Origin of the sequence: Methylobacterium planeticum (genome assembly GCF_008806345.1) — a bacterium.
In the GTDB taxonomy this organism is placed as follows: Bacteria; Pseudomonadota; Alphaproteobacteria; order Rhizobiales; family Beijerinckiaceae; genus Methylobacterium; species Methylobacterium planeticum.
In genome coordinates this window covers 255,046-275,861 of record NZ_VZZJ01000004.1, presented here as the reverse complement: position 1 = coordinate 275,861, position 20,816 = coordinate 255,046, and the positions used below count along the sequence as shown (strand labels likewise).

The window sequence follows — 20,816 nt, the reverse complement described above, 5'->3', positions numbered from 1 at the left end:
ACTTTAGAGGGCCTCGGCGCCCGAAATGATCTCGATCAGTTCCTTGGTGATCATGGCCTGACGCGTGCGGTTGTAGATCAGCGTCTGCTTCTTGATCATCTCACCCGCGTTGCGGGTGGCGGAATCCATCGCGCCCATCCGCGAGCCCTGCTCGGAGGCCGCGTTCTCCAGGAGGGCCCGGAACACCTGCACGGTGAGGTTGCGCGGCAGCAGGGTCGCGAGGATCGCCTCCTCGCTCGGCTCGAATTCCAGCGCGGAATCGGCCGGGGCGCCCGTCGTGCTCTCGCCGCCCTCCGGCAGCTCGGCCGGGATGAGCTTCTGGGCGGTCGGGATCTGCGAGATCACGGAGCGGAACTCCGAGTAGAACAGGGTCGCGACGTCGAACTCGCCCGCGTCGAAGCGCACGAGGATCTTCTCGGCGATCTCGGAGGCGAACTCGTAATCCACCGGCTTGTTGCCGCGCAGGTCCATGTTCTCGATGATCTGCTGGCGGAACTGGCGCCGGAGGATGTCGTAGCCCTTCTTGCCGACGGTCATCATCTTCACCGTCTTGCCCTCCGCCATCAGGCGGTTGGCGTGTTCGCGGGCGAGGCGCGCGATCGAGGAGTTGAAGGCGCCGCAGAGGCCGCGGTCGGCGGTGCAGACCACCAGGAGGTGGGTGCGGTCCTCGCCGGTGCCGGAGAGGAGCTTCGGCGCGCCGACGCCGCCCACGAGGTTGCCCGCGAGATTGCCGAGCACCGAGGCCATCTTCTCGGCATAGGGCCGCGCGCTCTCGGCGGCGTTCTGGGCGCGCCGCAGCTTCGCGGCGGCGACCATCTGCATCGCCTTGGTGATCTTCTGCGTCGCCTTCACCGAGGTGATGCGGTTGCGCAGATCCTTCAAACTCGCCATCGGGGGACTTCCAACTGGGGCGCGGGCCGCTCAAGGGCGGGCGCCCGCGTGGCGGGCGCCCGTGCTCGATGATCGATCAGGCTCAGGCGACCGGCTCAGGCGACGGACTTCGCCACGCTCTCGACGACGCTCTTCAGCTTGCCGGCGTTCTCGTCGGACAGGTCCTTCGAGTCGCGGATCGCGGTCAGCAGGTCTTGGTGCTTCGAGCGCAGCGTCGAGAGGAGCTGGTCCTCGAAGGGCCGGACCTTGGCGAGCGGCAGCTTGTCGAGGTAGCCGTTGACGCCGGCGTAGATCACCGCGACCTGCTCCTCCATCTTCAGCGGCGAGAATTGCGGCTGCTTCAGGAGCTCGGTGAGGCGCGAGCCGCGGTTCAGCAGCTGCTGGGTCGAGGCGTCGAGGTCCGAGCCGAACTGCGCGAAGGCGGCCATCTCGCGGTACTGCGCGAGCTCGCCCTTGATCTTGCCGGCGACTTTCTTCATCGCCTTGGTCTGCGCGGCCGAGCCCACGCGGGACACCGAGAGGCCGACATTCACCGCCGGACGGATGCCCTGGTAGAACAGGTCGGTCTCGAGGAAGATCTGGCCGTCGGTGATCGAGATGACGTTCGTCGGGATGTAGGCCGACACGTCGTTCGCCTGCGTCTCGATGACCGGGAGCGCGGTGAGCGAACCGTTGCCGGCCGCGTCGCCCATCTTGGCGGCGCGCTCGAGCAGGCGGCTGTGGAGGTAGAACACGTCGCCGGGATAGGCCTCGCGGCCCGGCGGGCGGCGCAGCAGCAGCGACATCTGGCGGTAGGCCACGGCCTGCTTGGAGAGATCGTCGTACACGATCACGGCATGCATGCCGTTGTCGCGGAAATACTCGCCCATGGCGCAGCCGGCGAAGGGTGCGATGAACTGCATCGGGGCGGCGTCGGAGGCGGTCGCCGCGATGACGATCGAGTATTCCAGGGCGCCTTGGTCCTCGAGGACCTTCACGAACTGGGCGACGGTGGAGCGCTTCTGGCCGATCGCGACGTAGACGCAGTAGAGCTTCGCCTTCTCGTCGGTGCCCTGGTGGGCGGCCTTCTGGTTGAGGATCGTGTCGAGGGCGATGGCGGTCTTGCCGGTCTGGCGGTCGCCGATGATCAGCTCGCGCTGGCCGCGGCCGACGGGGATCAGGGCGTCGATCGCCTTGAGGCCGGTGGCCATCGGCTCGTGCACGGACTTGCGCGGGATGATGCCCGGCGCCTTCACGTCCACGCGGCGGCGCTCCTCGGTCACGATCGGGCCCTTGCCGTCGATCGGGTTGCCGAGGCCGTCCACGACGCGGCCGAGCAGACCCTTGCCGACCGGCACGTCCACGATGGAGCCGGTGCGCTTGACGGTCTGGCCTTCCTTGATCTCGCGGTCGGAGCCGAAGATCACGATGCCGACGTTGTCCTGCTCGAGGTTGAGCGCCATGCCGCGCACGCCCGACTCGAACTCGACCATCTCGCCGGCCTGGACGTTGTCGAGGCCATAGGCGCGGGCGATGCCGTCACCGACGGACAGGACCTGGCCGACCTCGGTGACCTCGGCCTCTTCGCCGAAGTTCTTGATCTGCTCTTTCAGGATCGCGGAAATCTCGGCGGCGCGGATGTCCATCGTCGGGCCTCTTCAATGCAAACGAGTGTTGTCGGGAACGGGAGCGGCGTCAGCGCCTGCGGCGCTTACCGGGCTTCCCGCATCGCAAGGCGGATTCCGTTGAGCTTGGTGCGCAGGCTCGCATCGACCATGCGGCTGCCCATCTTCACGACCAGGCCGCCGATCAGGCTCGGGTCGACCTGCAGGTCGACCTCGACCTCGGACTTGGCGACGTCGCGCAGGGAGGCCCGGATCTCCTCCAGCACCGCGTCGGAGGGCTTCTCGGCGACGCGCACCTCGGCACGGACGATGCCCTTCGATTCCCGCACCAGGATGCGGAAGGCGCGGATCATGTCGGGGAGCGCGAACAGGCGGCGGTTGGCCGCCGAGAGCCGGATGAAGTTGGCGGCGAGGCCCTGGATGCCGGCCTTCTCGAGAACGGCGCCGATGGCGGCGGCCTGCTCCTCGCCGGTGAAGACGGGGCTGCGCACGAGGCGGTTCAGGTCGGGGCTCTCCTTGAGGAGCGCATCGAAGCGATCGAGGTTCTCGGCGACACCGTCGACCTGGCGCTCGTCGCGGGCCAGCTCGAACAATGCGGATGCGTAGCGGCCCGCTACGCCTGCGACCAGGGGACCCGCTTCGGAACCGTTCTGCGCCACCCGTCGCTCTCTCTTATGTCCTTGCCCGGTGGTTCCGGCCGTTTCCGCACCCGTTCTCGGCGCTCGGCACTGGGACCGTGGGTATTGGGAATGTGACGGCGCTCCGGGGCGCGTAGATCCCCTTTGCCGACGCGGCGACCGCCTAGCATGGCAACCCGGGGCGCGCAAGGCGATGCGGCCGACGCCGTGTTGCGGCGCGGGGCGGCTGATCGAGCCGCGATGCCTGATGCCGAACGGTGGCGAAGGTGAGGCGCCGCGCTCCCGCCGGAGGGGCCGCTCAACAGGCGATCCGGTCGCAGCGGCGCAGGGCCGCGATCATCCGCGCGAGCGAAGCGGCGCCCGGATGGCCGAGGATCCCGGTGTTGCCGAGCACGTAGGACGGCGTGGCGTGGAGGCCCAGATCGGCCGCCACCCGCATGTGGCTCTTCAGGGCGATGCGGACCTCCTCGCTGTCGGCGATCGCCTCGATTTCGGCGGCCGGGACGCCGAGGCTGCCGGCCGCCGCGAGGGCGCCCTGCCCGTCGATCCGGCCGGGCTTGCCGAGGAGCTGGCCGTAGAGGGTCCAGGCGGCGGCCGAGCCGAGTTTGCGCTGCACCGCGAGCGCGACCTTGGCGGCCTGGGCCGACTGCACCGAGAGGATCGGGTTGTGGACGAGGCCGACGCGCAGCGCGGCGTCGCTTGCCGTCAGCGACGCCATGTCGGCCGCGGCCTTCCGGCAATAGGGGCAGTTGAAGTCGAAGAACTCGTAGAGCGTCGTCTCGGCCTCGCGGGGACCGACATAGGTGACGCCGCGCAGGGCCTGGATCTCCCCGGTGATCTCGCCGGGCAGCCGCATGTTCGCGACCGGCCGGCCCTCGTCGCTCGTCACCGCGAAGGCCTGGCCGTAGCCCTGCGCCGCCGCGGGGCCCGCCGCCGCGAGGCTCGAGGCGAGGCCCGCCGAGACGGCGAGGAAGCGGCGACGGTCGAGGGGCATCGGCATTCGGTCCTGTGGGCGGGCTGTCCGGCGGGCGGCGCGGTGTTCTAGAGCCGAACCGGACGCGACGGAACAGGCTTCGGGGCCGGGCTCAACGAAGGGAGCCGGGCCGCTCGCCCGCGGCCCAGGCCAGCGCCTGCTCCAGCCGGTCGTTGCCCCAGAACAGCTCGCCGTCATCGGTCAGGAAGGTCGGCGCCCCGAAGATGCCGCGGGAGCGCGCTTCCTCGCCGTTGACCCGGAGCTTCGTCTTGTTGGCTTCGTTCGAGGCCGCCTTGAGGATCTGCACCCCGTCGAGGCCGAGGCGATCGAGCAGGGCGCAGACGGCGTTCGGCTCGGCGATGGACTGGCCCCTGGCGAAGGAGGCCTCGAACACGGCCTTCGAGAACGGGATCAGCCAGTCCTGGTCCACCCCGTAGCTGGCGGCCCGGGTGGCGCTGAGGCTGTTCTGCGGGAACGAGGCCGGGCGGGTGACCGCCGGCAGGCCGAGGCGGGCCGCCTCGCGCTCGAGGTCGCGCCACATGTTGCGGCCCTTGGCCGGGAAGAGGTTGAAGGGCGACGAGGTCCAGCCCTGCGCCGCGAAGATCGGCCCGAGCAGGAAGGGGCGCCAGCGGATCTCGACCCCGGCCGCCTCCGCCAGGGTCTCGATCCGCATCGCGGCGAGGTAGGAATAGGTGGAGGCGAACTCGTACCAGAACTCGAGGGTCGGCCGACGTGCCATGTCGTGCAATCTCCGGTACGCGTGTGGGTACGCTCTCTGGCGCCGCACCATGTCGGCGATGTGGCGACCGGCTCTCGGCGAACGCCCGATGCGGCACGCCGGTTGCAGGCGAAGGGCCGCCACGATAAGCCGCCGCGATCCCTCCGAAGTGAAGTCCCGGAATCCGATGTCCGACTCGAACAAGAAGCCCGTTCAGAAGGTGGTGCTCGCCTATTCGGGCGGCCTCGACACCTCGATCATCCTGAAGTGGCTCCAGACCACCTACGGCTGCGAGGTCGTCACATTCACGGCCGATCTCGGCCAGGGCGAGGAACTGGAGCCGGCCCGGCGCAAGGCCGAGCTTCTCGGCATCAAGCCCGAGAACATCTTCATCGAGGATCTGCGCGAGGAATTCGTGCGGGACTACGTCTTCCCGATGTTCCGGGCGAACGCCCAGTACGAGGGCGTCTACCTCCTCGGCACCTCGATCGCCCGGCCGCTCATCGCCAAGAAGCAGATCGAGATCGCCGAGCGGGTCGGGGCTGACGCCGTCTGTCACGGCGCCACCGGCAAGGGCAACGATCAGGTCCGGTTCGAGCTCGGCTACTACGCCCTCAAGCCCGACGTCACCGTGATCGCGCCCTGGCGCGAGTGGGACTTCCGCTCCCGCGAGTCGCTGATCGCCTTCGCGGAGCAGCACCAGATCCCCATCGCCAAGGACAAGCGCGGCGAGAGCCCGTTCTCGGTGGACGCGAACCTCCTGCATGCCTCCTCCGAGGGCAAGGTGCTGGAGGACCCCGCCGACGAGGTGCCGGATTACGTCTACTCGCGGACCCTCTCCCCCGAGGAGGCGCCGGACACCCCCACCGTCATCACCATCGGCTTCGAGCGGGGCGACGCGGTCTCGATCGACGGCGAGGCGTTGTCGCCCGCGGCGCTGCTGGCCAAGCTCAACCAGCTCGGCCACGACAACGGCGTCGGCCGCCTCGACCTCGTCGAGAATCGCTTCGTCGGCATGAAGAGCCGCGGCATGTACGAGACGCCGGGCGGCACGATCCTGCTGCCGGCTCACCGGGCGATCGAGTCGATCACCCTCGACCGCGGCGCCGCGCACCTGAAGGACGCGCTGATGCCGCAATATGCCGAGCTGATCTACAACGGCTTCTGGTTCTCGCCCGAGCGCGAGATGCTGCAGGCGCTGATCGACAAGAGCCAGGAGATGGTCACCGGCACGGTGCGGCTGAAGCTCTACAAGGGCGGCGTCCACGTGATCGGCCGCGAGAGCCCCAACTCCCTCTACGACCAGGACCTCGTCACCTTCGAGGAAGGCGCCGTGGCCTACGACCACCGCGACGCGGCGGGCTTCATCAAGCTCAACGCCCTGCGCCTGCGCACCCTCGCCCAGCGCCGGAAGAAGCTCGGCGCCTGAGCGCTGACGACCGCGCTAGCGATAGGGGCCGGGGGCGATGTCGGCGTAGCGCAGGAAGATCTGCAGGGCCGGCTGCATCTCGTGGTGCAGCCGGTCGAGGCGGCCCTCCGCCCCCGCCGCCGGGATGCCGAGCCGTGCCGCCATCGCGTCCGCGAGGCCGGCTCCCGCGCCGTAGGGCTCGGCCGCCTCGACCGCCGGGACGGCCCGCTCAGCATCCCAGATCACCGCGAGGTGCGGGATCAGCGCCAGATGCTCGGCCGTCACGTCGAAGGTGATCTGCGCCGGCGAGCGACCGGTCGCGGCATCCCGGAACACGTCCTCGAACTCCGAGAGATCGAGCTTCTCCAAGGGGTTGTGGTAGGTGAAGCGGCCGGGCTTCAGGGTCGCATGGCGCACGAAGGCCTTCAGGGCCTCGCCGACCGCCCGGTGCTCCTCCTCGGCGCCCTCGTCGTCGCCCGTGACGTTGGCGATGTCCTCGTCCCAGGCGGTGCTGCCGTAGGGGGCGTCCGGATGGACGATCGGGGCGCCGTGCCCCTCCCCGTTCCACGCCACCACGAGGCGGCGGATCAGGGCGATCCGCTCCAGCGTGACGTCAATCTCCTGCCCGTTCATGAACTCTGTCCCGCGCTCCGATGGGGCTCCCTAGCCGATTTCGGCGCCTCGGAAACCCGCCCCGGCCGCCGCAGCGCCCGAAAACCGACGCGGACGCAGCGCGAGGGGTCGGCGGAGGGTATCAGCGCCTGAGGCAGCCGAGCAGGCCCTCGACCTGCCCGATGCGGTTCTGGATCCGGCCCGCCGCGGCCCGGACGCCGCGCGAGGGCTTGCCCGCGCTGCGGGCGATGGGGTTCGGCAGGGTGGCGGCCAGGAGCGCCGCCTCGCCGCGGCTGAGATCGCGCGCGTCCTTGCGGAACCAGTGGCGGGCGGCGGCCTGGGCACCGTAGATGCCGTCGCCCCACTCGGCCACGTTGAGGTAGATCTCCAGGGTGCGGCGCTTGCCCCAGATCGCATCGGCGAGAAGCGCCAGCGGGATCTCCAGGGCCTTGCGGATGTAGGACCGACCGGGCCACAGGAAGACGTTCTTGGCCGTCTGCATGGTGATCGTCGAGGCGCCGCGGCTCGGCCCCTCCTCGTCGTCGACCACGGTTCGGAGCGCCGTCCAGTCGACGCCGTCATGGGCGCAGAAGCGCTGGTCCTCGGAGGCGATCACCGACTGGACGAGGTAGGGCGAGATCGCGTCGAGGCCGACGGCGCTGCGCTGGACGGGCTGCAGCGTCAACCATCGTCCGAGCATCAGGGTTGAGGGCGGCGTCACCGCGCTATAGACGAGCGCGAGCATGAGCGTCAGGACAACGACCACGATGGGGAGGAGCAGGAGCAGGCTGGCGAGCCGCCGCGGCCGCCAGTGCCGGCCCGTCCGCGTCACCCGCTTCAGCGGGCGCTCGCCGCGGTCGCCCGCGCGTGGCTCGGCGCCGTCCGGCTCTCGGCTGAGATCGTCCCCCCGCACCGCGTCGCTTCCATTCCCGACCAAGGCCACGTTTCGATGAGCCCCACGATGACCTCAACGCAAGCTTCCCACGCTTCGGTCAAGGCAGATGCCCCGGTGGACGCCTTTACCCGCAAGCTTGCCTCAGTGGCGGACGCGGTGGAAGCGTTCCTGGCCGATCGTCTCGCGCCCGATACGCAGAGCGGAGAGATCACCCGGCCCGCGCGCCTGATGGAGGCGATGCGTCACGCCGTCCTCGGCGGCGGCAAGCGGCTGCGCCCCTTCCTCGCCGTCGAGACCGCCCGCATGCTCGGCGGCTCGGAGGCGGGTGCCCTCGCGGCGGGATCGGCGATCGAGCTCGTCCACTGCTACTCCCTGGTCCACGACGACATGCCCGCCATGGACAACGACGACATGCGCCGCGGCAAGCCCACGGTGCACAAGGCCTATGACGAGGCCACCGCGATCCTGGTCGGCGACGCGCTGCAGACGCTGGCCTTCGAGATCCTGGCCGATTCGGCCTGGCAGCCCGACGCGGCGATCCGGGCCGACCTCGTCCTCGGCCTCGCCAAGGCCTCGGGGCTCGGCGGCATGGTGGGCGGGCAGCTCCTCGACCTCGGGGCCGAGGGCCGCTTCGGCCCCGTCTCCCTCGGGGTCGACGACACGCTTCAGCTCCAGGCGATGAAGACCGGCGCGATCCTGGCCTTCTCGGTCGATGCCGGCGCGATCGTCGGCGGCGCCGATGCGGATGCGCGGGCCGCCCTCCTGCGCTACGGCCTCGCGCTCGGCCAGGCCTTCCAGATCGCCGACGACATCCTCGACCGCGAGGCCTCGCCCGAGGCGATGGGCAAGGCCACCGGCAAGGACAAGGATGCCGGCAAGGCGACCCTCGTCGACCGGCTCGGCCTCGACGGCGCGCGCGCCGAGTGCGACCGCCTCGTCGGCGTCTGCGAGGAGGCGGTCTCGCGCTGGGGCGCGAAGGCCGCGACCCTCCGGGAGGCGGCGCGCTTCACGGTGGCCCGCAAGGTCTGATCCCTCCGCGGGATCCCCGATTGCCAACACCCCGAGGCCGCCGATAGAGCGGCGCGTTCCAACCCTCAGCGAGTTCCGCCATGACCACCTACAAGCTCCTGCTTCTCCCCGGCGACGGGATCGGCCCCGAGGTGATGGATCAGGTGCAGACGGTGATCGGCGCGCTCGCCGAGACCGGGATCGCGACCTTCGAGACCGAGACCGACCTCGTCGGCGGCGCGGCGATCGACGTGCACGGCAAGCCGCTCAGCGACGACGCCCTGGCGCGGGCGGATGCGGCCGACGCGATCCTGCTCGGCGCGGTTGGCGGGCCGAAATGGAACGGCGTCGCCTACGACATCCGCCCCGAGGCGGGCCTCCTGCGCCTGCGCAAGGATCTCGGGCTGTTCGCCAACCTCCGGCCGGCGATCTGCTACCCGGCCCTCGCCGAGGCCTCGGCCCTCAAGCGTGAGCTCGTCGAGGGGCTCGACATCATGATCGTGCGGGAGCTCACCGGCGGCGTCTATTTCGGTGAGCCGAAGGAGATCACCACGCTCCCCGACGGCACCAAGCGCGCCGTCGACACCCAGGTCTACACCACGGGGGAGATCGAGCGGATCGCCCACGTCGCCTTCGACCTCGCGCGCAAGCGCTCAGGCCGCGTGGCCTCGGCCGAGAAGCACAACGTGATGAAGTCGGGCGTCCTCTGGAAGGAGGTCGTCACGCAGGTCCATGCCGAGCATTACGCGGACCTCGCGCTCGAGCACGTTCTGGCCGACAACTGCGCCATGCAACTCGTGCGCAAGCCGAAGCAGTTCGACGTCCTCGTGACCGACAACCTGTTCGGCGACGTGCTCTCCGACGTTGCCGCGATGCTCACCGGCTCCCTCGGGATGCTGCCCTCGGCCTCCCTCGGGGCCGTCGATGCCCGCGGCACCCGCAAGGCGCTCTACGAGCCCGTCCACGGCTCGGCCCCCGACATCGCGGGCCAGGACCTCGCCAATCCGCTGGCGATGATCGGCTCGCTGGCGATGGCGCTGCGCTACTCGTTCGGGCTCGGCGAGGCGGCGGACCTCCTCGACGGCGCCATCACGGACGCCCTCGCGGGCGGCGCCCGCACCAGGGACATCGCCGCCGACGGAGCCAACGTTATGGGTACCGCCGGCATGGGCGAGGCGGTGGTCTCGGCCTTGAGGGCGCGCCTGCGCTGAACGAGAAGAGGGGCGCCGGACGGCGCCCCTCTGTGTGTCCCCGGTGGTGCGTGGTCTCAGTATGGGTTGCCGTAGCGCGACACGTAGGAGGTCGGGTCGATCGCGTCAAAGCCCGAGAGGTCGACGTTGCGGATCGCCGAGGAGCGCGCGCCGATGAACGGACCGTTGGTGATCGGGTCGGGCAGGATGCCGCTGCCGAAGCGGTCGTTGCGGCCGTAGGGCGGATTCAGCAGGCCGGAGGCCGCGATCAGCTGCGGGTTCGTGGCGGGGTTGCCGAGGCCGCCCGTGGTGCTGCCCGGCTCGACGACGTTGCCGGCATCGAGCCAGCTGCGGGGCCGGATCCGGATCGGCAGCGGGCCGCTGACGCGGTAATACCCGCCCGGCGCGTAGCGTCCCTGGGCATCGGCGGCGGTGCTGAGGCCGAACCCGGCCAGAGCGATGGCACCCATCAGGGCAATCTTGAGCGAGCGCATGAGGCACCTTGTTGAAAGCGGGGATGAAACTGGCACCGACTGATTAAGATTGTTCGGTATCCCGGGCGTGTCTTCGGAGTAGACGTGCCAGCTGGGCCGTGGTTCCCCTTTACGGCAAAGCTTGTACGTTTTGCCGCAATTGTGCCTCATTTTTTCGCCTGTGCCCGCCGGCCGGCGCCGATCGAACCGGTCTGGGCGGCCGTATCCGGCCCCGCGGCTTGCCTGGCGGAAGGTCGGCAGGCGGGATCGCGGCGCGCCTGCGCCTCGCGGAACACCGCCTCGGTGGCGGGGTCCGCCGGCCCGTCGAGGCCGAGGCCGTCGAGGGCGCAGACGAGGGCGCGGGGCTCGGGCGGCAGCCCGAGCGGCGCGCAGAGCCAGCCCTCGATCCGAATCGGCGCGGCCACGAGGCTCGAGAAGCCCGTGCAGATGCGGGTTCCGGCACCCACGAGGGTCGCCTCGAGGGTCTCGAAGGCGCCGAACTTGGTGTCGATCCGGCCGCGCTCGCCGGTGCGGGTGACGGAGAGTCCCGGCCCGTCCGCGGCACGCCGGGCGATCGCCACGAACAGGCTCGGGTTCGGCTCCGCGCCGACACCCTCGGTGATCGTGAGGCGCAGGTGCGGCGCCGCGATCGCGGAGAAATCCCCCCGGCTGAGCGCGTCCTCGCGCAGGCCCGTCACGGCGTTGAAGCGGGCGGGCTCGGCCCGGACTGGGTCGCCGGATCCGGCCTCGCCGAGACGATAGCGTGGGCCGATGGCGGTGCCGGGCACGGCCGGCCGCACCGGCAGCGCCGAGGCCGGCACGAAGGCCACGGCGAGCGGCGCCTCGGGGGCCGGGGCGGGGGATGGCGACCGCATGGTCTCGCGCGCGAGCAGGCTGAGGCCGGCGATGATCGCGGCGGCGCAGGCCGCGCGGCGGACCGCCGGCCCCAAGCGGAATCCGCCGAGGCGCGGCGGCATCGCGTCCGGGTCGTCCTCGCCCGGCGCGTCGATCGGGGCGGGGAAATCGAAGCGCGGTTCTCTGCGGTCTCGCTGCATCGGTCCTGCTGGGCTGAGGGGACGGGATGACCCTTCGCGACGCCGGTCAGGATGGTGCGGTGCCACTGCCCAACCGGTTTAGGCGATGGCGCCGGGCCGGGCTTTCTGCGATCTCGGTGAATCGAATCTTGATCCGCTGCGGTCCTCACCAGGGCTCCGGCGGCCCTTGACAGGCGGGAAGACGGGGCGTCTTGCTCTCGCCTTCCGAAGCACCCACCTGCGTGACGCGGGTTCCGGGTCCGGAGGTCGCCCCCGGTTCGGGGCATCGAGATGCCTTCGGCGGCAGGCTCCTCTCACCCGCACGGGGTCGGGGGTCGGGCCGAAAGGCCCCGGGACGCCGGCCGAGAGGCGCACGCGCGCAGGGGCCGCCCGGGCATGGGGTTCAAGCGGAGTTGGAGAGATGGGTTACAAGGTCGCCGTCGTCGGTGCCACGGGCAATGTGGGCCGCGAGATTCTGGACATTCTGGCCGAGCGCGCCTTCCCGGCCGACGAGGTCGTGGCGCTCGCCTCGCGTCGCTCGCAGGGCCAGGACGTCTCCTTCGGCGACAAGATCCTGAAGGTCAAAGCCCTCGACACCTACGATTTCTCGGACACGGACATCTGCCTGATGTCGGCCGGCGGCGAGACCTCCAAGGAGTGGTCGCCCCGCATCGGCAGCCAGGGCTGCGTCGTGATCGATAATTCCTCGGCCTTCCGCTACGACCCGGACGTGCCGCTGATCGTGCCCGAGGTGAACGCCGACGCGGTGGTGGGGTTCTCCAGGAAGAACATCATCGCCAACCCCAATTGCTCGACCGCGCAGCTCGTCGTGGCGCTGAAGCCGCTCCACGATGCGGCGACGATCAAGCGCGTCGTGGTGGCGACCTACCAATCCGTCTCCGGCGCCGGCAAGGACGCCATGGACGAGCTGTTCAACCAGACACGCTCCGTCTTCACGGCGGGCGAGGTGAAGGTCGAGAAGTTCACCAAGCGCATCGCCTTCAACGTCATCCCCCACATCGACGTGTTCATGGAGGATGGCTACACGAAGGAAGAGTGGAAGATGGTCGCCGAGACCAAGAAGATGCTCGACCCGAAGATCAAGCTCACGGCCACCGCCGTGCGGGTGCCGGTCTTCATCGGCCATGCCGAGGCGGTCAATGTCGAGTTCGAGCGTCCGATCTCGCCCGAGGAGGCCACCGCGATCCTGCGCTCGGCGCCGGGCGTGATGGTGGTCGATAAGCGCGAGAACGGCGGCTACATCACGCCCCACGAGGCGGCAGGCGAGGACGCCACCTACGTGTCCCGGATCCGGGCCGACTCGACGATCGACAACGGCCTCTCGTTCTGGTGCGTCTCGGACAACCTGCGCAAGGGCGCGGCGCTCAATGCCGTGCAGATCGCAGAGGTGCTGATCAACCGCAAGCTCCTCAACAAGGCGAAGCGGGCGGCCTGAGCCGCGGGGCGTCCCGCCCCCGACGCGGCCGATCGCTGCGAGCGCCGTCCCGCCGATGCGGGGCGGCGCTTTTTTTCGTGGCCGCGCCGCTTGGTCACGCGCGGGTGATGAGACGGGAGGCCCGGGAACCTGGACCGATGAATGGAACAAATCATGAACTGAGAGGCGCCCAATGGCGAGGCGCACGCCGCCGGCGACCGGGACCGGCCCGATCCGCCGCTCAACGCGCGGGTCTCGCGCTCGAGACTTTGCTGGTGCGGCTCTCGGGCGGATCCTCCGCCGGTGGGAGGGCGAGAACGCGGTCGGCAGGGTGGCCGGCCCCTTCCGGCTCGAAATCGCCGCGCGAATTGAGTGGGTAAATTTCCCACATTTTTGGGAAACAATCGGCCGGCACAAGGCACCCTCCCCGCTCGAAACGGAGACGCCGCCATGCCCGAGCCCAAGCCCAAGCCCAAGCCGGAGCCCGAGCCCAAGCCGCCCCGCCTCAGCCTGCGCGAGAGCGCGTTCCTCGCCCTCGTGACGGCCTGGATCCTCGCCGTGATCCTCACCGACCGCGCCGCGCCGCCGACGCCCCCGCTCGTGTCCTACGCCGCCGCCCTGCCCCCGCGCTGAGGCGCCGGCGCCCGGGTCCGGATCCCGACATCCGGTCTCCGCGCGGCGGAATCCGCTTGAATTCGCGGCGTTTCGGCGTATATGCGGGTTCAACAGTTCTGGTTGCAGTCGCGAGGCTGCGGTTCGGGAGTGGGCCCCACCGGGTCCGCTCTTTTTTATTGCCGCGACGCCCGACCGCCGGAACCGACCGAACCCACATGTCGGACCCTTGAGCGCAGCATGGCGGAGCCCATCGAGAAACGTCTGGTCACCGAGAACGGCGTCGCGGCGCGCGTCGTGCGCGTCGTCGAGGACCCGATCGAGGGGCTCGGCTACCAGCTCGTGCGGGTCAAGGTCTCCAGCGCCAACGGCTGCACGGTGCAGATCATGGCCGAGCGGCCGGACGGCACCATGACGGTGGAGGATTGCGAGGCGGTGAGCCGGGCGATCTCGCCGATCCTCGACCTCGACGATCCGGTGGGCATCGCCTACCACCTCGAGGTCTCCTCGCCCGGCATCGACCGGCCCCTGGTGCGGGTCTCCGACTTCGCCCGCTGGGCCGGATACGAGGCCAAGGTCGAGCTGGCCGTCCCGATGGAGGGGCGCAAGCGCTTCCGCGGCATCATCGGCGTGCCGAGCCCCGACGGCGCCACGGTGCCGGTGGACCTGCCCGACGTGAAGGCCGGGCTGCCGAGCCGCATCGACGTGCCCCTGCGCGACCTCGCGGAGGCGCATCTCGTCCTGACCGACGAGCTCGTGCGCGAATCGCTCCGGCGCGGGTCCGCCCCGCCGCAGGACGAGGACGAGGCCGAGGACGACGCGGAGCGCGACGCGGATGAGGCCGGCTCGGGGGCGTCCGAATCCGTCGGCCTCGCGCCGCCGCCGCGACCGAAGCCGGGCAAGCCCGGCACGAAGCTGAAGGCCAAGGACAAGCCCGGCAAGGACAAGCCGGGCAAGGACAAGCCCGGCAAGGACAAGCCGGCCAAGGACAGGCCGGCCAGGGACAAGGCTCCCCGGGACCCGGACAGGCCGGTCGTCACCAAGGCCGCCCGGCTCAAGGCCGCCGGGAAGCTGCACTAGCACCCGCGCCGCGCCCCGATCCGGGCGCCGCGCGATCGAACCGGATGATTCACTCCCTGCCCTCGCGAGACCGACACCCCCTTGCGAGACGAAGAGAAGGACCGAAACCGATGGCCGTCGTCAGTGCCAACAGGCTCGAACTCCTGCAGATCGCCGACGCGGTGGCCCGCGAGAAGGTGATCGACCGTTCCATCGTGATCGACGCGATGGAGGAGGCGATCGCCAAGGCCGCCCGTTCGCGCTACGGCGCCGAGACCGACGTGCACGCGGAGATCGATTCCAAGACCGGGGCCCTGCGCCTGTCGCGCCACCTGCTGGTGGTCGACCTCGTGGAGAACGACGCCCGCGAGATCACCCTCGACCAGGCCCGGCGCTACAACCCGGCGGCCCAGGTCGGCGACGTCATCTCCGACACGCTGCCGCCCTTCGATTTCGGCCGCGTCGCCGCCCAGTCGGCCAAGCAGGTCATCGTCCAGAAGGTCCGGGACGCCGAGCGCGACCGCCAGTACGACGAGTACAAGGACCGCATCGGCGAGGTCGTGAACGGGCTCGTCAAGCGCGTCGAGTACGGCAACGTCATCGTCGATCTCGGGCGCGGCGAGGGCATCGTGCGCCGCGACGAGATGATCCCGCGCGAGACCTTCCGCCCCGGCGACCGCATCCGCTCCTACCTGTTCGACGTGCGCCGCGAGGTGCGGGGCCCGCAGATCTTCCTGTCGCGCTCGCACCCGCAATTCATGGCCAAGCTGTTCGGCCAGGAGGTGCCCGAGATCTACGACGGCATCGTCGAGGTGAAGGCGGTCGCCCGCGATCCGGGCTCGCGCGCCAAGATCGCGGTGATCTCCCGCGACGGCAGCATCGACCCGGTCGGGGCCTGCGTCGGCATGCGCGGCTCGCGCGTCCAGGCGGTGGTGGGCGAGCTGCAGGGCGAGAAGATCGACATCATCCCCTGGTCCGAGGACCAGGCGACCTTCATCGTCAACGCGCTCCAGCCGGCCGAGGTCGTCAAGGTGGTGCTCGACGAGGAGGCCGACCGCATCGAGGTCGTGGTCCCCGACGACCAGCTCTCGCTGGCCATCGGCCGGCGCGGCCAGAACGTGCGCCTCGCCTCGCAGCTCACGGGCTGGGACATCGACATCCTGACGGAGGCCGAGGAATCGGAGCGCCGCCAGAAGGAGTTCGCCGAGCGCACCCAGGTCTTCATGGAGGCGCTCGACGTCGACGAGACCGTGGGCCAGCTCCTCGCGGCCGAGGGCTTCCGCTCCGTCGAGGAGATCGCCTTCGTGGAGACGCAGGAGCTCTCCGGCATCCAGGGCCTCGACGAGGAGACCGGCGCCGAGATCCAGGCCCGCGCCCAGGACCATCTCGCCCGCGTCGAGCAGGAATACGATTCCCGCCGCCTCGAGCTCGGCGTCGCCGACGAGCTGCGCGAGATCGAGGGCATCACCACCCCGATGCTGGTGGCGCTCGGCGAGAACGAGGTGAAGTCGATCGAGGACCTCGCCGGCTGCGCCACCGACGACCTCGTCGGCTACACCGAGGGCCGCGGCCCCGACGCCGTGCGCCACGCCGGCTACCTCGACGGGTTCGACCTCTCCCGCGCCGAGGCCGAGGCCATGATCATGGCCGCCCGCCTCAAGGCCGGCTGGATCGAGGCCCTGCCCGAGCCCGAGGCGGCCGAGGAGGAGCCCGAGGCCGAGGCGGCCGGCGAGACCGAGGCCCGGGCGAGCTGAGCGCCCGGACCCGCGCCGCGATGAGCCAGCCAGGAACCGACGCGGCCGACGGGCCGGCCGAGGGCGTCGCCCTCGATGCCGGCCCCCTGACCGGACGCCACGGGGCGGAGCGCACCTGCATCGTCACCCGGGTGGCGCAGCCGCCGGCCGGCATGGTCCGCTTCGTGCTCGGGCCCGAGGGCCGGGTGGTGCCGGACCTCCGGGCCCGGCTCCCCGGCCGCGGCGCCTGGATCTCGGCGCGGCGCGAGGCGGTGGCCGAGGCCGTGCGGAAGCGGCTGTTCCAGCGCGCCTTCAAGACCAGGGACGCGGGCGCCGATGCCGACCTCGCCGACCGGGTCGCCGCGGGCCTGCGCGACGACCTGCGCCAGGGTCTGGCGCTCGCCAACAAGGCCGGCTGCGTCGTCGCGGGCTTCGCCAAGGTGGAGGCCGCGATCGGCGACCGCGCGGGCGTCGCCGCGGTGATCCAGGCGGCGGACGGAAGCCCCGACGGACGCCGAAAGATCGTCGCGGCATTGCACCGCCGGCATGGGAATGCCATATCTCGCGTACCGATCATCGACGACCTGTCCAATGAAGAATTGGACATGGCCTTGGGTCGGGATCATGTGATACACGCTGCGCTCGTCGCAGGAGTCGGAGCTGCCGGCTGCCTGTCGCGTTGGCGTCGGTACCGCTCCTTCCAGGGTGTTGCCACGACGACTGAGGAGCCCGGCTCCGCCCGTGACGGCGAGGCTGGCTCCCCTCTGCTTGACGACGATGTGACGGATCTGGCCGGCACCCCGCAGGTTGCCGGTTCTTGGGACGATGGAAACCCTCAGGGTTTGGGCTGAATGAGCGATACGAACAATCCGGGCGACAAGACTCTGGCGAAGGGACCCTCGAAGCCGCTTTCCTTGAAGCGTCCGATCGAGCAGGGGACCGTGCGCCAGAGCTTCTCCCATGGCCGCTCCAAGCAGGTCGTGGTCGAGACGGTCAAGCGCCGTGTCATCGGTGCCACGCCCGGCACGACGGCTCCCCGTGAAGCGGCGCCCGCCGCGGCCCGGCCCGCCCCGGCGGCGCCCGCGGCGCCCGCCCGGCCCGCCCCGTCGCAGCGCTCGTCCTCCGGCGTCGTGCTGCGCACCTTGAGCGAGCAGGAGCAGGGCGCCCGCGCCGCGGCCCTCGCGGACGCCCAGCGCCGCGAGCAGGAGATCCGCCGCCAGGCCGAGGACGAGGCCCGCCAGCGCCGCGAGCGCGAGGCCGCCGAGCAGCGCGAGCGCGAGGCCGCCGAGGCCCGCAAGCGCGAGGAGGAGAGCCGCCGCCGCCAGGAGGACGAGCACCGCCGCCACGCGGCCGAGGAGGCTCGCCGCCGCGCCGAGGCCGAGCGCGCCGAGGCGGCCGCCCCGGCGCCTGCCGCGGCCGAGCCCGCCGCCGCGCAGCCCGCCGCGGCCCCCGCTCAGGCCGAGGGTCCCGCCCAGGCCGCACCCGCCCAGGCCGCACCCGTACCCGCCCAGGCCGCGGCTTCCGCCCCGGCCCGCCCTGCCGCCGCGTCTCCCGCGGCGCCCCGTCCTGCCGCTGCGGCCCCGGCGCGTCCCGCTGCCGCCGCCCGTCCGACGGCGTCGGCCGCCCGGCCGGCCACCGGCGCGCCCGTGCCGCGTACCCCCCTCACCCCGCGCCCGCCCGCCGGCGAGCCGCGCAAGACCATCACGGCGGACGTGCGCAAGCCGCGCGACCTGAGTTTCATGGCCAAGCCCGCTCCGGCCCCCGAGCCCGAGAAGGCCCCGAGCCCGGCGACGGCCGCCCGCCCCGCCGGCGCCGCCGCCGCGGCGCGCCCGGCCGGCCGCTCCACCGCCACCGCGGCCGAGGAGGAGAGCGAGACCAAGCGCGTGATCCGGCGCCCGGGCATGCCGCTCAAGATCATCACGCCGCCCAAGACCCCGAAGCAGCCGGGCGGCGACCGCAGCCGCGGCCGTCTCACCATCGCGAACGCCACCTCGGGCGAGGACGAGCGCACCCGCTCCGTCGCCTCCTTCCGCCGCCGGCAGCAGCGCATGAGCGGGCACCGCCAGGCGGAGCAGAAAGAGAAATTGTCCCGCGAGGTCACGATCCCCGAGACGATCACCATCCAGGAACTCGCCAACCGCATGTCGGAGCGGGCGGTGGACGTGATCCGCCTGCTGATGAAGCAGGGCCAGATCCACAAGATCACGGACGTGATCGACTCGGATTCGGCGCAGCTCATCGCCGAGGAGATGGGGCACACCGTCCGCCGCGTCGCCGAGTCCGACGTCGAGGAGGGCCTCACCTCCGACGAGCCGGACCTGGAGGAGGATCTCGATCCGCGTCCGCCGGTCGTGACCATCATGGGCCACGTCGACCACGGCAAGACCTCGCTCCTCGACGCCATCCGCAAGGCGAACGTCGTCTCGGGCGAGGCCGGCGGCATCACCCAGCATATCGGCGCCTATCAGGTGGCGTCGCCGTCCGGCGACCTGATCACCTTCATCGACACCCCCGGCCACGCGGCCTTCACCTCCATGCGCGCCCGCGGCGCCAAGGTGACGGACATCGTGGTGATCGTGGTGGCGGCCGATGACGGCGTCATGCCCCAGACCGTCGAGGCGATTCAGCACGCCAAGGCGGCCCACGTGCCGATGATCATCGCCATCAACAAGATCGACAAGCCGGACGCGAACCCGCAGCGGGTCCGCACCGAGCTGCTGCAGCACGACATCCAGGTCGAGTCGATGGGCGGCGAGACCCTGGAATTCGAGGTCTCGGCCAAGACCGGCGACGGCCTGCCGGACCTGCTCGAGGGCCTGCAGCTCCAGGCCGAGATCATGAACCTGCGCGCCAACGAGAAGCGCGACGGCGAGGGCACGGTCATCGAGGCCAAGCTCGATCGCGGCCGCGGCCCCGTGGCCACGGTCCTGGTCCAGCGCGGCACGCTCTTCACCGGCGACATCGTGGTGGCGGGCGCCGAATGGGGTCGCGTGCGCGCCCTCATCGACGACCAGGGCGAGAACATCCAGTATGCCGGCCCCTCGGTGCCGGTGGAGATCCTCGGCTTCAACGGCACCCCGGATGCGGGCGACCGCGTCATCGTGGTTCCGAACGAGGCCCGGGCCCGCGAGGTCACGGAGTACCGCGCCCGCACCAAGCGCGAGCGCCTGAATGCCCGCACGGGCGGTGCCAACCGCTCGCTCGTGGACATGATGCGCGACCTCAAGGAAGGCGCCGGCCGCAAGGAACTGCCCGTCATCATCAAGGGCGACGTGCAGGGCTCGGTCGAGGCCATCTCGGGGGCGCTGGAGAAGCTCGGCAACGACGAGGTCTCGGCCCGCATCCTGCTCGCGGGCGTCGGCGGCATCACCGAGTCGGACATCACCCTGGCGCAGGCCTCGAAGGCCGTCGTCATCGGCTTCAACGTGCGGGCCCACAAGGAAGCGCGCGAGGCGGCCGAGCGGGCCGGCATCGAGATCCGCTACTACAACATCATCTACGACCTCGTGGATGACATCAAAGCGACCATGTCGGGCATGCTGCCGCCGACGCTCCGCGAGGAGCGCCTGGGCGAGGCCCTGATCCAGGAGGTCTTCGAGGTCTCCAAGGTCGGCAAGGTCGCGGGTTGCCGCGTCACCGACGGCATCGTCGAGCGCGGGGCGCATGTCCGCCTGATCCGCGAGAACGTCGTGATCCACGAGGGTAAGCTGAAGACGCTGAAGCGCTTCAAGGACGACGCCAAGGAGGTCACCTCCGGCCAGGAATGCGGCATGGCCTTCGAGCATTTCGAGAACATGCGCGCCGGCGACGTGATCGAGTGCTACCGGGTCGAGGAGATCCGCCGCACGCTGTAGGGCGCGGCCGGTCGGGCGAATCGGGGGCGCGGTTCAGGCCGCGCCCCTTTCGCGTTTCGCGCGCGCCCGAATCGCCCGCCCGCCGCGTTTCCCTCCCGACGCGCCCGGCGGTCCCGCTCCGCCGGACGGATCGCCGCCCGAACCGTCAGACCGTACCGGACCATGGCTCAGAAGCAGACCCCCCAAGGCCCCTCGCAGCGCCAGCAGCGCGTCGCGGAACTCATCCGCCACGCCCTCGCCGAGGTGCTGCAGCGGGGCGACATCCAGGATCCCGTGCTCGGCACCCACGTGGTGACCGTGCCGGAGGTGCGGATGTCCCCGGACCTCAAGCTCGCCACCGCCTACGTGATGCCCCTCGGCGGCCAGGACGAGGCGCCGGTGATCGCGGCGCTCGAGCGCAACCGCAAGGCGCTGCGCCAGGAGGTGGCCCGCCGGGTGAACCTCAAATACGCCCCCGAGCTGCGCTTCCGCCGGGACGAGACCTTCGACGAGGCCGCCCGGATCGACGCGCTCCTGCGCAGCGAGCGGGTGCAGCGCGACCTCGACAGCGCCCCCGACGCCGAACCCGAGGGCGAGCCCGGGCATTGATCCCGGGACATCGGGCAAACCACACCCCTGACCTGCCGGGCGGGCGGATGCGGGACGGCGGCGGCGAGCCCCGGTCGCGCGCCCCCGACCC

The 20,816-nt window shown here is 71.0% G+C and carries 19 protein-coding genes; 10 read left to right on the top strand and 9 right to left on the bottom strand.

What is annotated here, in order from left to right; translation table 11 throughout:
* Window positions 1-3: 3 nt before the first annotated feature.
* From F6X51_RS06885 to F6X51_RS06865, 5 genes are all read right to left on the bottom strand, one after another.
* Window positions 4-891, bottom strand: coding sequence for a F0F1 ATP synthase subunit gamma (locus tag F6X51_RS06885; RefSeq protein WP_150962478.1), 888 nt, complete (start codon window positions 889-891; stop codon window positions 4-6).
* A gap of 95 nt (window positions 892-986) precedes the next feature.
* The gene (atpA, locus tag F6X51_RS06880; protein ID WP_150962477.1) at window positions 987-2,516 is read right to left on the bottom strand and encodes a F0F1 ATP synthase subunit alpha; all 1,530 of its coding nucleotides are present in this window, start codon (window positions 2,514-2,516) and stop codon (window positions 987-989) included.
* Window positions 2,517-2,581: 65 nt separating this feature from the next.
* Complete coding sequence (locus tag F6X51_RS06875; protein ID WP_150962476.1) at window positions 2,582-3,154, bottom strand: F0F1 ATP synthase subunit delta; 573 nt, start codon at window positions 3,152-3,154, stop codon at window positions 2,582-2,584.
* Window positions 3,155-3,431: 277 nt separating this feature from the next.
* Complete coding sequence (locus tag F6X51_RS06870) at window positions 3,432-4,127, bottom strand: DsbA family protein (protein WP_150962475.1); 696 nt, start codon at window positions 4,125-4,127, stop codon at window positions 3,432-3,434.
* 91 nt (window positions 4,128-4,218) lie between these two features.
* Complete coding sequence (locus F6X51_RS06865) at window positions 4,219-4,845, bottom strand: 2-hydroxychromene-2-carboxylate isomerase (protein WP_150962474.1); 627 nt, start codon at window positions 4,843-4,845, stop codon at window positions 4,219-4,221.
* A 166-nt stretch (window positions 4,846-5,011) separates the two neighbouring features.
* Here F6X51_RS06865 and F6X51_RS06860 point away from each other — a divergent pair, with 166 nt between their 5' ends.
* Window positions 5,012-6,253 carry an argininosuccinate synthase gene (locus tag F6X51_RS06860; protein WP_150962473.1) on the top strand — a complete coding sequence of 414 codons (1,242 nt, stop codon included), beginning with the start codon at window positions 5,012-5,014 and terminating at the stop codon, window positions 6,251-6,253.
* Between the two features lie 15 nt (window positions 6,254-6,268).
* Here the strand turns inward: F6X51_RS06860 and F6X51_RS06855 are convergent, their stop codons facing one another.
* Window positions 6,269-6,865, bottom strand: a complete 597-nt coding sequence (locus F6X51_RS06855) for a hypothetical protein (RefSeq protein WP_150962472.1) — start codon at window positions 6,863-6,865, stop codon at window positions 6,269-6,271.
* Window positions 6,866-6,986: 121 nt separating this feature from the next.
* Window positions 6,987-7,685 carry a monofunctional biosynthetic peptidoglycan transglycosylase gene (gene mtgA, locus F6X51_RS06850; protein ID WP_407658469.1) on the bottom strand — a complete coding sequence of 233 codons (699 nt, stop codon included), beginning with the start codon at window positions 7,683-7,685 and terminating at the stop codon, window positions 6,987-6,989.
* A gap of 120 nt (window positions 7,686-7,805) precedes the next feature.
* Between mtgA and F6X51_RS06845 the strand changes: the two genes are divergently transcribed.
* Complete coding sequence (locus tag F6X51_RS06845; protein ID WP_150962470.1) at window positions 7,806-8,768, top strand: polyprenyl synthetase family protein; 963 nt, start codon at window positions 7,806-7,808, stop codon at window positions 8,766-8,768.
* Window positions 8,769-8,848: 80 nt separating this feature from the next.
* Window positions 8,849-9,958 (top strand): 3-isopropylmalate dehydrogenase, encoded by a 1,110-nt coding sequence (gene leuB / locus F6X51_RS06840; protein WP_150962469.1) that lies wholly within the window; start codon window positions 8,849-8,851, stop codon window positions 9,956-9,958.
* A 56-nt stretch (window positions 9,959-10,014) separates the two neighbouring features.
* Here the strand turns inward: leuB and F6X51_RS06835 are convergent, their stop codons facing one another.
* Entirely contained in the window at window positions 10,015-10,431 is a 417-nt protein-coding gene (locus tag F6X51_RS06835) for a hypothetical protein (protein ID WP_150962468.1), read from the bottom strand.
* Between the two features lie 146 nt (window positions 10,432-10,577).
* Entirely contained in the window at window positions 10,578-11,465 is an 888-nt protein-coding gene (locus tag F6X51_RS06830) for a hypothetical protein (protein WP_150962467.1), read from the bottom strand.
* Between the two features lie 400 nt (window positions 11,466-11,865).
* On the opposite strand from F6X51_RS06830, the gene F6X51_RS06825 reads away from it, so the two are divergent.
* The 7 genes from F6X51_RS06825 to rbfA all read left to right on the top strand — a co-directional run bounded on the left by F6X51_RS06825 (window position 11,866) and on the right by rbfA (window position 20,725).
* The gene (locus F6X51_RS06825) at window positions 11,866-12,900 is read left to right on the top strand and encodes an aspartate-semialdehyde dehydrogenase (RefSeq protein ID WP_150962466.1); all 1,035 of its coding nucleotides are present in this window, start codon (window positions 11,866-11,868) and stop codon (window positions 12,898-12,900) included.
* 429 nt (window positions 12,901-13,329) lie between these two features.
* Entirely contained in the window at window positions 13,330-13,512 is a 183-nt protein-coding gene (locus F6X51_RS06815; RefSeq protein ID WP_150962464.1) for a hypothetical protein, read from the top strand.
* A gap of 219 nt (window positions 13,513-13,731) precedes the next feature.
* Window positions 13,732-14,571, top strand: coding sequence for a ribosome maturation factor RimP (rimP, locus tag F6X51_RS06810; protein ID WP_150962463.1), 840 nt, complete (start codon window positions 13,732-13,734; stop codon window positions 14,569-14,571).
* Between the two features lie 110 nt (window positions 14,572-14,681).
* Window positions 14,682-16,304, top strand: a complete 1,623-nt coding sequence (nusA, locus tag F6X51_RS06805; protein WP_150962462.1) for a transcription termination factor NusA — start codon at window positions 14,682-14,684, stop codon at window positions 16,302-16,304.
* 20 nt (window positions 16,305-16,324) lie between these two features.
* Window positions 16,325-17,134 carry an RNA-binding protein gene (locus F6X51_RS06800; RefSeq protein WP_150962461.1) on the top strand — a complete coding sequence of 270 codons (810 nt, stop codon included), beginning with the start codon at window positions 16,325-16,327 and terminating at the stop codon, window positions 17,132-17,134.
* Window positions 17,135-20,137, top strand: coding sequence for a translation initiation factor IF-2 (gene infB / locus F6X51_RS06795; RefSeq protein WP_150962460.1), 3,003 nt, complete (start codon window positions 17,135-17,137; stop codon window positions 20,135-20,137).
* Between the two features lie 162 nt (window positions 20,138-20,299).
* Window positions 20,300-20,725: a 30S ribosome-binding factor RbfA gene (gene rbfA / locus F6X51_RS06790; RefSeq protein WP_150962459.1), complete on the top strand. Its 426-nt coding sequence runs from the start codon at window positions 20,300-20,302 to the stop codon at window positions 20,723-20,725.
* The last annotated feature ends 91 nt before the right edge of the window (window positions 20,726-20,816 follow it).

Coding starts and splice junctions, on each gene's coding strand:
- F6X51_RS06885 (WP_150962478.1), bottom strand. CDS start 891: ATGGCGAGTTTGAAGGATCTGCGCAACCGCATCACCTCGGTGAAGGCG.
- atpA (WP_150962477.1), bottom strand. CDS start 2,516: ATGGACATCCGCGCCGCCGAGATTTCCGCGATCCTGAAAGAGCAGATC.
- F6X51_RS06870 (WP_150962475.1), bottom strand. CDS start 4,127: ATGCCCCTCGACCGTCGCCGCTTCCTCGCCGTCTCGGCGGGCCTCGCC.
- F6X51_RS06865 (WP_150962474.1), bottom strand. CDS start 4,845: ATGGCACGTCGGCCGACCCTCGAGTTCTGGTACGAGTTCGCCTCCACC.
- F6X51_RS06860 (WP_150962473.1), top strand. CDS start 5,012: ATGTCCGACTCGAACAAGAAGCCCGTTCAGAAGGTGGTGCTCGCCTAT.
- F6X51_RS06855 (WP_150962472.1), bottom strand. CDS start 6,865: ATGAACGGGCAGGAGATTGACGTCACGCTGGAGCGGATCGCCCTGATC.
- F6X51_RS06845 (WP_150962470.1), top strand. CDS start 7,806: ATGACCTCAACGCAAGCTTCCCACGCTTCGGTCAAGGCAGATGCCCCG.
- leuB (WP_150962469.1), top strand. CDS start 8,849: ATGACCACCTACAAGCTCCTGCTTCTCCCCGGCGACGGGATCGGCCCC.
- F6X51_RS06835 (WP_150962468.1), bottom strand. CDS start 10,431: ATGCGCTCGCTCAAGATTGCCCTGATGGGTGCCATCGCTCTGGCCGGG.
- F6X51_RS06830 (WP_150962467.1), bottom strand. CDS start 11,465: ATGCAGCGAGACCGCAGAGAACCGCGCTTCGATTTCCCCGCCCCGATC.
- F6X51_RS06825 (WP_150962466.1), top strand. CDS start 11,866: ATGGGTTACAAGGTCGCCGTCGTCGGTGCCACGGGCAATGTGGGCCGC.
- F6X51_RS06815 (WP_150962464.1), top strand. CDS start 13,330: ATGCCCGAGCCCAAGCCCAAGCCCAAGCCGGAGCCCGAGCCCAAGCCG.
- rimP (WP_150962463.1), top strand. CDS start 13,732: ATGGCGGAGCCCATCGAGAAACGTCTGGTCACCGAGAACGGCGTCGCG.
- nusA (WP_150962462.1), top strand. CDS start 14,682: ATGGCCGTCGTCAGTGCCAACAGGCTCGAACTCCTGCAGATCGCCGAC.
- F6X51_RS06800 (WP_150962461.1), top strand. CDS start 16,325: ATGAGCCAGCCAGGAACCGACGCGGCCGACGGGCCGGCCGAGGGCGTC.
- infB (WP_150962460.1), top strand. CDS start 17,135: ATGAGCGATACGAACAATCCGGGCGACAAGACTCTGGCGAAGGGACCC.
- rbfA (WP_150962459.1), top strand. CDS start 20,300: ATGGCTCAGAAGCAGACCCCCCAAGGCCCCTCGCAGCGCCAGCAGCGC.